The organism is Cytobacillus kochii, assembly GCF_044790165.1.
In the GTDB taxonomy this organism is placed as follows: Bacteria; Bacillota; Bacilli; order Bacillales; family Cytobacillaceae; genus Cytobacillus; species Cytobacillus kochii.
The window spans coordinates 917,766-929,865 of sequence record NZ_CP085254.1 but is presented as its reverse complement, the minus strand read 5'-3'; the positions used below and the strand labels follow the sequence as shown (position 1 = coordinate 929,865).

The 12,100-nt window shown below is 35.7% G+C and carries 16 protein-coding genes; 1 reads left to right on the top strand and 15 read right to left on the bottom strand.

Features of this window, described 5'->3' with window-relative positions:
* Positions 1-338: 338 nt before the first annotated feature.
* The 12 genes from LG276_RS04995 to LG276_RS04940 all read right to left on the bottom strand — a co-directional run bounded on the left by LG276_RS04995 (position 339) and on the right by LG276_RS04940 (position 9,933).
* A complete protein-coding gene (locus LG276_RS04995) occupies positions 339-929 on the bottom strand; it encodes an ankyrin repeat domain-containing protein (protein ID WP_224934747.1) in 591 nt (196 codons plus the stop codon).
* A gap of 47 nt (positions 930-976) precedes the next feature.
* Positions 977-1,798, bottom strand: coding sequence for a radical SAM protein (locus LG276_RS04990; RefSeq protein ID WP_224934745.1), 822 nt, complete (start codon positions 1,796-1,798; stop codon positions 977-979).
* Between the two features lie 22 nt (positions 1,799-1,820).
* Positions 1,821-2,426: an ABC-2 transporter permease gene (locus LG276_RS04985; RefSeq protein ID WP_224934743.1), complete on the bottom strand. Its 606-nt coding sequence runs from the start codon at positions 2,424-2,426 to the stop codon at positions 1,821-1,823.
* Positions 2,419-3,288 carry an ABC transporter ATP-binding protein gene (locus LG276_RS04980; protein WP_224934741.1) on the bottom strand — a complete coding sequence of 290 codons (870 nt, stop codon included), beginning with the start codon at positions 3,286-3,288 and terminating at the stop codon, positions 2,419-2,421. The genes LG276_RS04985 and LG276_RS04980 overlap by 8 nt, the downstream gene beginning before the upstream one ends.
* On the bottom strand, positions 3,288-3,665 hold the full coding sequence (locus tag LG276_RS04975; protein WP_224934739.1) for a GntR family transcriptional regulator: 378 nt from the start codon (positions 3,663-3,665) through the stop codon (positions 3,288-3,290). Before LG276_RS04975 ends, LG276_RS04980 begins: the two co-directional genes overlap by 1 nt.
* Positions 3,666-3,855: 190 nt before the next feature.
* Positions 3,856-4,929, bottom strand: a complete 1,074-nt coding sequence (locus LG276_RS04970) for an AraC family transcriptional regulator (RefSeq protein ID WP_251162713.1) — start codon at positions 4,927-4,929, stop codon at positions 3,856-3,858.
* Between the two features lie 160 nt (positions 4,930-5,089).
* On the bottom strand, positions 5,090-5,545 hold the full coding sequence (locus LG276_RS04965) for a fumarylacetoacetate hydrolase family protein (RefSeq protein ID WP_251162714.1): 456 nt from the start codon (positions 5,543-5,545) through the stop codon (positions 5,090-5,092).
* Positions 5,546-5,583: 38 nt separating this feature from the next.
* Positions 5,584-5,883 (bottom strand): Rv2993c-like domain-containing protein, encoded by a 300-nt coding sequence (locus tag LG276_RS04960; RefSeq protein WP_404293695.1) that lies wholly within the window; start codon positions 5,881-5,883, stop codon positions 5,584-5,586.
* Positions 5,884-5,902: 19 nt separating this feature from the next.
* Positions 5,903-6,514 carry a L(+)-tartrate dehydratase subunit beta gene (gene ttdB, locus LG276_RS04955; RefSeq protein ID WP_224934735.1) on the bottom strand — a complete coding sequence of 204 codons (612 nt, stop codon included), beginning with the start codon at positions 6,512-6,514 and terminating at the stop codon, positions 5,903-5,905.
* Positions 6,511-7,425 (bottom strand): L(+)-tartrate dehydratase subunit alpha, encoded by a 915-nt coding sequence (gene ttdA / locus LG276_RS04950; RefSeq protein WP_224934733.1) that lies wholly within the window; start codon positions 7,423-7,425, stop codon positions 6,511-6,513. Before ttdA ends, ttdB begins: the two co-directional genes overlap by 4 nt.
* A gap of 569 nt (positions 7,426-7,994) precedes the next feature.
* Complete coding sequence (locus LG276_RS04945) at positions 7,995-9,269, bottom strand: SLC13 family permease (protein ID WP_224934731.1); 1,275 nt, start codon at positions 9,267-9,269, stop codon at positions 7,995-7,997.
* 487 nt (positions 9,270-9,756) lie between these two features.
* Complete coding sequence (locus LG276_RS04940) at positions 9,757-9,933, bottom strand: hypothetical protein (protein WP_224934728.1); 177 nt, start codon at positions 9,931-9,933, stop codon at positions 9,757-9,759.
* 106 nt (positions 9,934-10,039) lie between these two features.
* Here LG276_RS04940 and LG276_RS04935 point away from each other — a divergent pair, with 106 nt between their 5' ends.
* Complete coding sequence (locus LG276_RS04935) at positions 10,040-10,354, top strand: hypothetical protein (protein WP_224934725.1); 315 nt, start codon at positions 10,040-10,042, stop codon at positions 10,352-10,354.
* A 35-nt stretch (positions 10,355-10,389) separates the two neighbouring features.
* On the opposite strand, the gene LG276_RS04930 is transcribed toward LG276_RS04935, so the two are convergent.
* From LG276_RS04930 to LG276_RS04920, 3 genes are all read right to left on the bottom strand, one after another.
* The gene (locus LG276_RS04930; RefSeq protein ID WP_224934723.1) at positions 10,390-11,004 is read right to left on the bottom strand and encodes a DedA family protein; all 615 of its coding nucleotides are present in this window, start codon (positions 11,002-11,004) and stop codon (positions 10,390-10,392) included.
* A 104-nt stretch (positions 11,005-11,108) separates the two neighbouring features.
* Positions 11,109-11,588 carry a GNAT family N-acetyltransferase gene (locus LG276_RS04925; protein ID WP_224935708.1) on the bottom strand — a complete coding sequence of 160 codons (480 nt, stop codon included), beginning with the start codon at positions 11,586-11,588 and terminating at the stop codon, positions 11,109-11,111.
* Complete coding sequence (locus tag LG276_RS04920) at positions 11,581-12,006, bottom strand: VOC family protein (RefSeq protein WP_224934721.1); 426 nt, start codon at positions 12,004-12,006, stop codon at positions 11,581-11,583. The genes LG276_RS04925 and LG276_RS04920 overlap by 8 nt, the downstream gene beginning before the upstream one ends.
* Positions 12,007-12,100 lie beyond the last annotated feature (94 nt).

Below are 12,100 nucleotides of genomic sequence, written 5' to 3'. Positions count from 1 at the left end.
TCACCGGGGCTATTTCCATCAATTCTCTGCCTTTTCTAATGACCTAATAAATAAAAAACCCCAGTGATTTCTTCCTCTATCCATCATGAAAGAGAGTTTAACTTGGGAATAAATGATGGTTGCACATGTGAAAGTAACCATTGATGAGGTCAAAAATGCAGATGACTTATTAGATAAGCTTGTCTATTGGCTAAGACTAAGATCGCCTCATCATCATCCCCATTGACCATAAAAATATCCTTTCGCAGGAAAAAACAAATAAAACTGACACCTTTTGAGGAGTCAGCTTATCGTTTTATTTTATATTATCTACAATTTTAAGAGAGTAATTGACTAACTTACTTTTTCACCTTTTCCAATATCTCAATCATCTCTCGATACCCTCTATCCCTCGCATGTTGCAAAGGTGTTACTCCATCTTTGTCTGTAATCGTAATGTCTGCTCCATGATCAATGAGCAATTGAACAATTTCTTGATGTGTTTTGCCACCATCACTTAAAATGATGGCCTCGAGTAATGCTGTCCAGTGCAAATCATTGATATGGTTCACATTCGTATCAGAATGTGTGAGCAGTTCCTTTACAACTTCAATATGCCCCCGTTCACATGCCGGAATAATGGCAATGCCACCGTAGCGATTGGTGATTGTTGTATCGGCTCCTGCTTGGATAGCTAATTGAACAATTTCAAGGAGTCCTTCAGCACCTGCGTATAAAAGCACATTATCTAATCGTTTATTTCGAATATTGATATCTGCACCATGCGCTATTAGCACTTGCACAATTTCCATTTGATTTTGTTGGGTCGCTGCCATAACGGCTGTATTCCCCTCGTCATCTTGTGCATTTATATTCGCCCCGATATTTAACAATGTTAATAAATGATCTTTATCTCCCTCTCTAGCTGCCTTTATTAATTGTAAACTCACAATCACTAACCTCCATCTTTAAAGTGTACCTCTATATATGTTTATAGTTATGAGGGGGCAAATCCTGCTTGACTGATGTAGATTTGTTCTGGTGGGAAAACTTTTTTAAATCTTTTCTCTACGCAAGTGATAACAGACGGTTGATACCATTTTTCCAATCCTAATGCGTGATACTTCTTTTCAATCCCTAAACGACTTGTCCGTTTTCCACCACTGCCATCACCCATAAAATAATCATCGATACATACACGATCAACATATTCTTTTAATTTTGTGGGAAATTCCTCACTGCTAGGCAGTATGGGGGCAACTGCTACTTGTGTGGGGATATTGGCATCTGCTAGTTTTTTTAAGGCATTCATTCTCGCCTGAATAGGCGGTGCTTCGTTTGCAAACCGCTTACGTATTTCCTCATCATCGGTCTCAATCGTCATACTGACTCGAACACTGTTTCCTAATTTCTTTAGTAAATCAATATCCCTTGTAACAAGCGGGCTTCGTGTTTGAATAAGGAGAAAATCTGCTGGATTGCTAACAAATACTTCTAAAAGTGACCTTGTGACTTCTTCCTTATACTCCACCGGTTGATAAGGATCCGTACTGGAAGACATGAAGATTGTGACGGTTCCTTTCTTCTTTTCCCTGTTCAATTCTTTGTCTAACAACAGAGCAGCTTCCTTTTTTACATCGACCCACTCACCCCATTCTCCTTTTCGAAAAAGGGAAACAGGCATTTGCCTTACATAACAATATGCACAGCCAAATGTACAGCCCGTATAAGGATTCAGAGTATGTGTGTAGCCTGAAAGATAGCCAGTTCCTTTATTAAGAATCGTCTTCGGTTGTTTATAAAGATACTCTTTTGTCATCTTCCGAACACCCCATTATGAGTTAGAATACTTTACGACTATAAATAGTCAATGAGACAGCCCAAGAAATCAAATAAACGAAACTCACTAATACAGCGAGGAGCAGTATTTCATTACCATTTAATGAAACCATATACTCAAAAGTAGACATTAAAGTCCCAGCCATATTCAAGTCGAAAATCCTCGCTACTACCATAGTTACCCCAAATAACCCTAGTGTACCAATTAATAAATATTGACTCTTAAATTGATAAGAAAACGGAAATAGGAAAGAGATAGCCAACATTACAAGACCAAAAATAAGTAATGCCTCTTTCCAGCTTGTAAGCGTCGCATGAATTGAAATATTCCAAACAAATACTACCAGAACGACTAACGCGGTGTATAAAAGTGTACCAAAATATTTTGAGCTTACGATTTCTTTTCTTGTATAAGGTAATGCATTGAGCATTTTGTTAATCTCCGGTTTTTCATCAATGGCAAATGCATTCATCGCCAAGGCAATACTAAAAATGAGCGCATTCCATATGCTAGAAGAATTTTGGGTTAAGAATAAGATAAAAATTGGTAGCAAGAAAATCATCGTGTTCTTTTGTAAGATAAAATCTTTTTTTAGCAAGTTAAACATACCTCTCTTCCCCCTTTTTCGTATAAAACATTAAATCTTCAATTGTTGGCTTTTCAGTGACGACTAAATCACCAAATACGTCATGTACTCTTCTTTTGTTCGCTGTTAATCCTTCAAAACCCGATGAGGATTTGCGGAGGCCAATGAACTCTTTTTCCGTATCGCGATCTAATAACTCGATGCTACCCTTAACAATAGCGTAATCTTCTTCAATGCGATAAGCTTCTTTTGTGAAAATATGTTTACCATTATGAATGAAAGTAATATAATCTGCTATTCTATCTAAATCCGAAGTAATATGAGTAGAGAAAAAGATCGTCTTCGTCCCATCTTCCATAATTTCTTGTAAAATATCTAATAATTCTCGCCGAAAAACTGGGTCTAAGCCAGATGTCGGTTCATCCATAATAATCAGTTCAGCATGATGCGACAATGCAACTGTTAAAGAAGTCTTCATTAACATGCCTTTGGAGAATGTCTTAATTTTTTTCTTTAATGGTAGCTCAAATTTTCTTACATATTCATTAAACAATGCATCATCCCAATTACGATAAGCAGGGCGCAGAAGTTTGCGTAATTGAGCAAGAGTAATATGTTCATAGTAGACATTCTCATCAAAAACAAAGCCAATCCGTTGTTTGATTTCTTTTTCAAATTGTTTATATTCAAGTCCAAATACCTTCACGTCGCCTTTGTCCGGTTGCAGTAAATTCATCATCAAATTGATTGTTGTAGATTTCCCTACCCCATTTCCCCCGATAAACCCAGTAATAAACCCTTTTTTCACAGTTAGGTTCATGTCTGTTAATTGAAAACTCCCGAATGATTTATGGACACCTTTTAACTCAATTACATTCTCCATTAATTTTCCTCCCTGTATAGTAATGAAAGTAATTCGATTAATTCAGTAAGTGGAATGCCTATTTCCTTACTATTTTCCACGGCAGACAGTAATTGTTCTTCGATTACCTTCATTTTTCGTTCTTTCATCATTTCATTATTTTGTTCGGAAATGAAGGATCCTTTTCCAACTACAGAATAAATAAAGCCATTCTTTTCAAGCTCTTCATAAGCACGCTTTGTGGTAATGACACTGATGCCAAGATCCTTCGCTAACTGCCGCATAGAAGGCAAAGCCTGCCCTGCCCCAAGCTCGCCTTTCAGTATTTGCGTTTTCACTTGCCCACAAATTTGTTCATAAATCGGTTCTTTCGATTGATTAGAAATGATTATTTGCATCATTACCCCTCACCAACATATTGTATATATACTTTATATACAATATACACAAATAAATAAAAGTATGCAATACTTTTTATCAATACAAAAAAGGAAAAGCCTCCCCTACTTAATAGAGCGCTTTTCCTTTCAACAATACGACTATTCAATTACTTTTCCCAAATATTAAACGCAACTTTCCAACTAACCATTAAAGAAGTTTTTCTTCTATTTTTGTTATCTTTTTGAGTGTAATATCAAGCTCTTTTCGTATTTCTTTAATTTTTTGATAATCTTCTTTATTCAATAATTCTTTTACTTCCTGTCTTTTACGCTGATAAAGAAGGTCAGATGATATTTCCGTTTCTTTCTTACCTCTTATTAATTCTTTAAACTCTTCTTCATCGAGATACCTTTTTTCCGTTAATAGACTTTGCGAATGCTTTTTTTCTGAAAGTTGTTTTCTGTACTCTGAGGGGGTTTTACCAAAGCTGTTCCTAAAGGCTGTATTAAAGGATTTCACTTCGGAAAATCCATAGGATAAAGCAATATCAGATATTTTTTCTTCCAAATTAGATAGGGCATATGTAGCTTCCCTAAGCCTTATTCTTGTCAGATACTCATAAAAGTTGATCCCAAGATTAAGCTTAACAATCTGGGAAACATAGCTCTTATTATATCCAAATACCTTGGAGAGCTCCTCTAGACTGATTTTACTTCTATAATTTTTATCAATATAGCGAATCATTTGATTCACTGCATCATTTTTTCTTTTATTACTTGCCATTTCTGTCGATGAAATCTCTTCTGGAGGAAAGTATTTGACTAAAGTTGCTGTAAGCTCATGAAGAAGACTTTCGCAGCACAATTTTTCTGTTGGTGAGTCTCCCCCCATAAATTGTATCATTTCCACAGCAAGCCTTCTTATTTTTTTAAAAGGTTCAGCATGTCGGTTTTTAGAACTTGCTATGCATCTAAACTCAAGTAAATGGTAATCACTAAAATAGGAACTAAAATAAATTGGATGGAGATGAATAACCATTGCAATAGAATTCTGTTTTCTAGCAAGTGTTGCGTGCCCTACGTTACTATTTATAATCATCATATCATTTTCTTCCAATATATTATTCCTACCATTAATGCTAACTTCAATCTCTCCCTGAAGTACAATTAACAGTTCCATGGCATCGTGCCAATTGTAATGATAGGATCCAATATAGTATACATATTGCTTTACATCGATATCTCTTTTGTGATTTTCCAAAGTATAAAACATTCGACCCATTTAATTACCAACTCACTTTTGTATAAATTTATCATCTAAATATAATTCAAATTATACCAAACATAGTAATTATCGTTTTAACCTTGTTTTTGACTCACAAAAAAAGCAATGCTTTTCATAGCATCGCCCTTGTTATAGATTCTTATCTCTTAGTTTCTATTTATTTTACATAATTGGTGAGTTTTCCAATATTGTCCACCTCAACGACTACAGTGTCTCCCGAATTCATTGAACAACTCCCGGAAGGTGAACCAGTAGCTAGAACATCGCCTGGCTCGAGTGTCATTACCTGTGATATCCAACTAATAAGAAAAGGAATGGAAAGTGACATCTGATTCGTATTTCCTTCTTGGACAACTTCCCCATTTAATGAGGTAACAATCTTTAGGTTAGTTGGATCTATACCTTTTACAATACATGGACCCAATGGCCCAAAAGTATCAAAACCTTTGCCCCTTGTAAACTGAGGATCTGATTTAGTCAGGTCCCTTGCTGTTACATCATTAAATATAGTGCAGCCAAAAACATAATCTAACGCCTCTTCTTCTTTTACATCTTTCGCACGTTTTCCAATTATGAGTGCTACTTCTCCCTCTAGTTCTACCTGTTTTGTCAAATTAGTTGGTGGAAGAATGATGTCACCTTGATCCGGGATTAGTGAAGAAGTCGGTTTAAAAAGAGAAAAGGTTCACATAGATTAGCCGTGCCCCCAGTTTCTTTTGCGTGATCTGCATATGTCCAACCAAAATTAACGATTTTCGAGGGGCTTACTGGCTCCAAAATCTTTACATCACTATATTTTACTCTTACTCCGTCATATTTTAAATCGTTGTTAACAACTTCAATGAAATCACCAGACAGTTGAATAATCTCGTTATCTTCGACAATTCCGTAATAAACCTTACCCTGGTTCAGATAGCGAACTATATTTTGTGCCTTTAGTAATGTCTTCATTTCACAAGAACTCCTTCACTTAGTTGATAAATCCAACCTGCTTGCTAATGAGTTCATATTGTTCTTCTTTCTTCTTATTGAACTCTACCTTATTTTGCTCAAACACATTGCTTCCTTCTGTATCAATTGAAACAATAAGAGGACCAAATTCTTTTACTTCACATACCCAAAGTGATTCGGGCATACCAAGGTCTTTCCAGTGGACTTCTTTAATACGTTCAACCTTTGTTGCTGCTAATACTGCATTCCCAGCTGGAAATACAACATGAAGTGCTTTATGCTCCCTGCACCCCTCTTCCGTATTCTTTCCCATACCACCTTTTCCTACAATGACTTTCACACCTGTTTCTGCTATGAATTCTTTTTCAAATTTCTCCATTCTCATGCTCGTTGTCGGACCTACAGAAACAATCTCATAGTTTTCATTTCCATTATCTCTAACAATTGGACCAGCGTGGAAAATTGCATTCCCTTTAAGATCTACAGGTAGCGGAACTCCTTTTTCAATCAATCTTCTGTGGGCAACATCCCTACAGGTAACTAGTGTACCAGTTAGGTAAATAAGGTCCCCTGTTCTTATATCTTTAAGATCTTCGTCTTTTATTGGTGTGGTTAATACTTTCTTTCTCATAATGTTACCCCCTCGTGCGTACCAATTTCGTAGTTTAAGTTTGCGTCAAATGTAATTTTGCCTCTTCTGTGAGACCAGCAACCTGTGTTAATTGCCACTCCAATAGTCGATGGGTGTCGTGCTGTATTTACAACATTTACACCCATTAGGGACTTAGAACCTTTTAACCCTTGAGGTCCAAGACCAATTGCATTTATTCCATCTTCAAGAAGTTTTTCCATTTTAGCAGCATTTTCGTTAGTATTTTTGCTTCCGACAGGTCTCATAAGTGCTTTTTTAGAGTTCATTGCTGCTGTTTCAACAGATGTTCCAATTCCGACACCTACTAGAAGTGGGGGACAAGCGTTAAGTCCATACGTTGTCATTCGATCAAGTACAAACTTTACGACACCTTCATATCCTTCACCAGGCATAAGAACTGTAGCAGTTCCAGGAAGAGTACAACCGCCCCCAGCCATGTAGGTATAGATCTCCACTTTGTCACTATCTTCTTCAATTTCCCAGAAGATACTTGGTGAACCATTTCCAATATTTTCGCCTGTATTATATTCATCAAATGTCTCTACAGAATTATGACGCAATGGCGTTTCTTTTGTTGACTTATATACACTCTGTTTTAAAATGTTATCTAGTTGACCAATTAATGGAAAATTATCTCCGCACTTTACAAAATACTGTAGAACTCCTGTATCCTGACAGGATGGCCTCTTTAATTCACTAGCTAGCTTTTGATTTTCTTCCATAGTTTCATAGATTATTTTTGCAAGGGGATTTGTCTCCTCAGCACTTAGTTCTTTTAGTTTAGTTTCTACATCTTTTGGAAGCTTATAACTAACGAGAGTAATAAACTTTGAGATAATGTCTGTCATTTTTTCTACTTCCTGCTTCTTATTCATTTGCACCTTTTCCATAGTAACTCTCCTTTTTCTACTTTATTTTATGTTTCAATAAAAATAATTCTTATCGTGTCGAGATAATCTCGAATATTTCTAAAACTTAACTCAGGGATAATGAGCTTTTGGAAATAATGCTCTAAATATTACCTCATATAGAATTTCACCTAGTGTATATTTCTTACAAACATATTAAACTTTCAAAAATGTAAGCGCTATTCGATTATTTTAAGGTTGTGATTTTATTTTTTATAGTTATCTTAGACCCTCAAGCGTTTATTGATTTGAAACATATAAAAAATAACCATCTCATTAATTTTTTTAAAGCTTTTTATAAAGGGAATCATGTGTATACAATCTAATTTTTCATCTTTTAAAAGAGCCTTTCGGTTCTAAATTAATACCTTGGTAAATACTTTGGAGTTTTTTCAAAAAATTTTTTAATGATTATTGAATGAGCTAAGATCTTCTAGAATCATCCTTACTCATCCGTACCGATTTACAGATGTTTTTCATTGCACTCTCTCAGTTTGTTTAAAACTAAGAGAGATTTTCTTTTATTTGCGTTCATAGTAACTCGTTTTCTATTATGGATAGAATGGAAATAGAATTGGTAACAAAATCATTCCTACAACTATTGAGATAAGAAGCAAGGGTGCACCTGCTCTCACATAATCTTTAAATGCATACCCTCCTAAGCTGTACACCATTGTATTTGCAGGCATTCCAATAGGGGTTAAGTAAGCACAAGATCCTCCAATTACTGTTGCCATTAGAACCGCTTTAGGGTCTGCCCCCATTACATTGGCAATCGAAAGACCTATCGGAACTAAAAGTGCTGTAGTTGCAGTATTGGACATGAAATTTGTCATGATTGCAGATATCATAAATACAACAAATAACAAAACATAAGGTGAAGGATTTTCTCCTATACTGCCAATAATAGTACTGGCCAATAAGTCCCCCGCACCCGATTTCACCATTGACTGTGCAAGTGCAAGTGACCCAACAAATAGCAAGATTGTATTCATATCGATAGATCTCATTGCGTTTTTTTCAGAAATAACCTTTGTAGCAACTAATACCAATGCCCCTACCCAGGCAGAAATATATAATTTCACACCAATTAGATCTTCAAATATCATTGCCAATATTGTTAGAACAAGGACAATTAATGCGACATTCTGCTTCCATTTTGGCACCTTCGAGTAATCAGTATCTTGATTATATACATTGTCTGAATCTAGTGGATCATCCTTTCTATCTGGAAGAAGCTTATAACCAAATAGCCCAAAATAGATAATCCCAATAATAAGCATCGGTAAACCAACTTTTGCATATTCAAAGAATCCAAACTCCAACCCCATATCCTGGAGTGCTGACTGAGCTATCATGTTACCTGGAGCCCCAATTAAACTAAGATTCCCTCCCATTGCTGAAGCCATAACCAATGGCAATAGTAGTTTAGAACGTGCAAAACCAGACTTTGCAGATATACCAATTAGAACTGGTATAAGAACTGCGGCGGTTCCTGTATTAGAAAGAACTCCAGACATTAAACCTGTAATAATCATCACAGCAACTATTAACTGTCTTTCTGTTTTAGCAAACTTAGTAATAACACCCCCAACTTTCTGAGCCATACCAGTATCAAAAAATGCAGCACCCACAATAAACATCGCCATAAAGAGAAGTACGTTACCATCTACAAAACCGGAAAAAGCTTCTGATGCGTCCAGAACCCCTGTAATTGTAAGCCCCACTGCAACAATCATAGCTGTAATCGAAAGCGGGATTTTCTCCCAGGCAAACATAATAACAGCAAAAATTAAAAATAATAGTGTAATAATTTCTGGACTCATATTAATACCCCCATCAGTAATACAACAGTTAGTGAAAACGCTTTACACACAGAATACTAAATTATTCAAAAAATTAACGCTATTCATTTTTTTGAAAGCGTTTTAATTTTTTTCTGTTTATTTATTTACTTTAAATCTTGATTAACCTGAAATATATAAAAAATCCCCCCTTTTCAAATAACCACAAATAGCTATTTTTAAAGGAGGGAAGCATTAATATTTTTCTTAAATTGTATTTTTTATTTAAATTTCATTTAAATAATTTACTAGGAAGAGATTTTATATTATAAGTTCAAAAATATTTTTAATATAAAATCTAGAATAACGTAACAACAATGGCGATCTTAAACTGCCTTCTCTATTGCTCGGAAGTTCTTTCTTTCGAAGGGTGATAATTATAGAATTAAGTAACAAAATTTTTTCGCTACTTGCCGATTACATTGGGGATATGAAAAGAAGACCTCTCATTATAAGAGGTCCACAACGTCTATTGGTATTTTGTTTTAAAATTGAGCATTCGGAGACTGCCGAAAAATACAGCACTACTAATCATTAGAATAATAAATGGAATACCACCTTCTCCATTAGTAGATAATAGGTAAAATGTATATATAAATAAGGAAATCAAAAAAAGCAAAAGCAAAATAATCCAAGACTTTCTCATTGTAATCCCCCCTAAAGTAGTTATTATTTTATATAATTCACCATTTGAAAGGTTATCATTCGCTCTGAGTAAATGTTCTTTTTGGAAATCATTTATTTCCCTCAAAGTGAACATTGATTGGGAAGGAGAGCTTCGTTATATCATACTGTCAGACGAACGTGGAGAGTATAAGCTTACGATTAAATATAAGGGGAACCCAGAAGAATTAAAGAATGTTTTAGATTATAGCTTTAGCTTCGAGACAAGTCAGTTTGCTGGTGGAAGAACGAGAGCTTTCGATGAAAATGAAGATATACCTAATCCGCGGGTATTTAGAGATAGTGGTAGTTTAGACAACAGATTGCATTTACTAAAAGATGAAAGGATTGATGTAACGGTCAAGTGGGGAGAACAAATAGAGGCTTTCACCTTAACAAACTAATAAAGAGTAAGGTTGTTCCCCCTCTCGTAACAACCTTACTTTTTATGAAAAACTCTCTTTTTTAAAAAAATCATCACTATAACAATAAACACAAGAGCAATGGCGCCATAGACAATATAGGAATACACATCCATATAACCGACCACGGACTCCCATGATTCTCCTACCGCAGCACCAATAAGGACGAGAACGATATTCCAAATCAAGGTCCCAGCTGTTGTCAAAATAAGAAAAACAAGAAAATTCATATGCCCCATCCCTGCCGGTAAAGATATTAAACTCCTAATCAAAGGGATAAAACGGCAAAAGAAAACGGTCCACATTCCGTATGTTGAAAACCAACCGTTTGCTTTATGAATATCGTTTTTGGTTAGTCTTAAAATATGACCCCAACGTTCTACGATTTGCTCCACTTTTCTGATGTCAATCAGCAAGCCAACACCATAAAGAACCACTGCGCCACCTACTGACCCTAAGGTCGATGTTACAACAACGCCAGCTACACTTAAATTCGTAGTAGTCGTCATAAATCCACCAAAAGTTAAGATCACTTCAGATGGAATGGGCGGAAAGATATTTTCCAACATAATCAACAAAAAAATCCCAACATAACCAAACTGCTCCATCACACTTGTAATCCAGTTCTCCATCTGCCTTTCACCTACTACTCTATGATTCTATTACCATACCCTTTCTTTGGTGAAATATCCAATGAGTTGGAGCAATCTGATAAAATATTGCATAAAAAAGGGTGCTATATAAGCATTTTATATAATAACCACTCATCTCGGATAGGAATACCATTACTTGCCACAAATGGTATGGAAGGTTTTTCAGTTCGCGCTTTCTCTACTGCGTTTGGATAAAGTGCTTTTAATACATAACCGCGTTTTTGATAAAAAGATAATGCATGTAGATTATCATTGGTTGTGATGAGTTGAACCGCCTTTGCCCCCAAGTCTTTTGCCTTTTCTTCAATAACACACATCAAACTTGAACCAATCCCCTGCCCTTCATAGACACTGTCTAACGAAATGACTTCACATATATCTTCATTATGCCTAATGTAAGTCACTAGGCCAACAATCTCACCTTTAGTACCCTTATATACATAGCCATCCAGCTCATCACAATGATAGACGCCAGAGGAGAGAACCATCTCTGTCGTGCCCCAATGTTTCGAAAAAAAATCACTCACTTTTTCTCTATTATCCTCGTCTATCATCTCAATCATAGATAACATCCGTTCTCCTTTGTTTAAACGCTGGACTTAACTCACTCCAAACATCAAATTGATTGCCATTACAATCGTAGAAAATAAAGTTCTTGCCCGTATGACCACGATCTTCCATTGCTTCTACCAACACATCTTCCTTTATAAAAAGTGCATGCAATCTTTCCAGCTCAGCTAACCCGTCCACTTCAAAAGTAACAGAAAAATGTTCTCTGCCTTCTATGTCAACAAATTGGGAACGCTCTCCACCTTCTGCTTTTACTAAAAAGATACTTTGATTCGCTAAATCTAGAATAGCTTTATGTTGATCCTTATAATTAACAGTTGCACCCAGATGTTTCTGATACCACTTTGCGGATTGTTCCACATCTATTACAGGTAGATAAGTCGTTCCTATTCTTACTAGACGTTCCTTCATTTCTTTATCAGCTCCTTATTGCTAAAATATTCGCCTTTGCTCTTAGATTTCCTTTCACTTAATGAAAATGGAAGGATTCTAACAGTTGAGAAGC

Excerpts from the sequence above, each read along its gene's own strand:
- LG276_RS04940 (WP_224934728.1), bottom strand. The coding sequence starts at position 9,933 with ATGAGAAAGTCTTGGATTATTTTGCTTTTGCTTTTTTTGATTTCCTTA.
- LG276_RS04975 (WP_224934739.1), bottom strand. The coding sequence starts at position 3,665 with ATGCAAATAATCATTTCTAATCAATCGAAAGAACCGATTTATGAACAA.
- LG276_RS04960 (WP_404293695.1), bottom strand. The coding sequence starts at position 5,883 with ATGAAGACATTACTAAAGGCACAAAATATAGTTCGCTATCTGAACCAG.
- ttdB (WP_224934735.1), bottom strand. The coding sequence starts at position 6,514 with ATGAGAAAGAAAGTATTAACCACACCAATAAAAGACGAAGATCTTAAA.
- LG276_RS04945 (WP_224934731.1), bottom strand. The coding sequence starts at position 9,269 with ATGAGTCCAGAAATTATTACACTATTATTTTTAATTTTTGCTGTTATT.
- LG276_RS04990 (WP_224934745.1), bottom strand. The coding sequence starts at position 1,798 with ATGACAAAAGAGTATCTTTATAAACAACCGAAGACGATTCTTAATAAA.
- LG276_RS04925 (WP_224935708.1), bottom strand. The coding sequence starts at position 11,588 with ATGATTGAGATGATAGACGAGGATAATAGAGAAAAAGTGAGTGATTTT.
- LG276_RS04970 (WP_251162713.1), bottom strand. The coding sequence starts at position 4,929 with ATGGGTCGAATGTTTTATACTTTGGAAAATCACAAAAGAGATATCGAT.
- LG276_RS04920 (WP_224934721.1), bottom strand. The coding sequence starts at position 12,006 with ATGAAGGAACGTCTAGTAAGAATAGGAACGACTTATCTACCTGTAATA.
- LG276_RS04980 (WP_224934741.1), bottom strand. The coding sequence starts at position 3,288 with ATGGAGAATGTAATTGAGTTAAAAGGTGTCCATAAATCATTCGGGAGT.
- ttdA (WP_224934733.1), bottom strand. The coding sequence starts at position 7,425 with ATGGAAAAGGTGCAAATGAATAAGAAGCAGGAAGTAGAAAAAATGACA.
- LG276_RS04930 (WP_224934723.1), bottom strand. The coding sequence starts at position 11,004 with ATGGAGAACTGGATTACAAGTGTGATGGAGCAGTTTGGTTATGTTGGG.
- LG276_RS04985 (WP_224934743.1), bottom strand. The coding sequence starts at position 2,426 with ATGTTTAACTTGCTAAAAAAAGATTTTATCTTACAAAAGAACACGATG.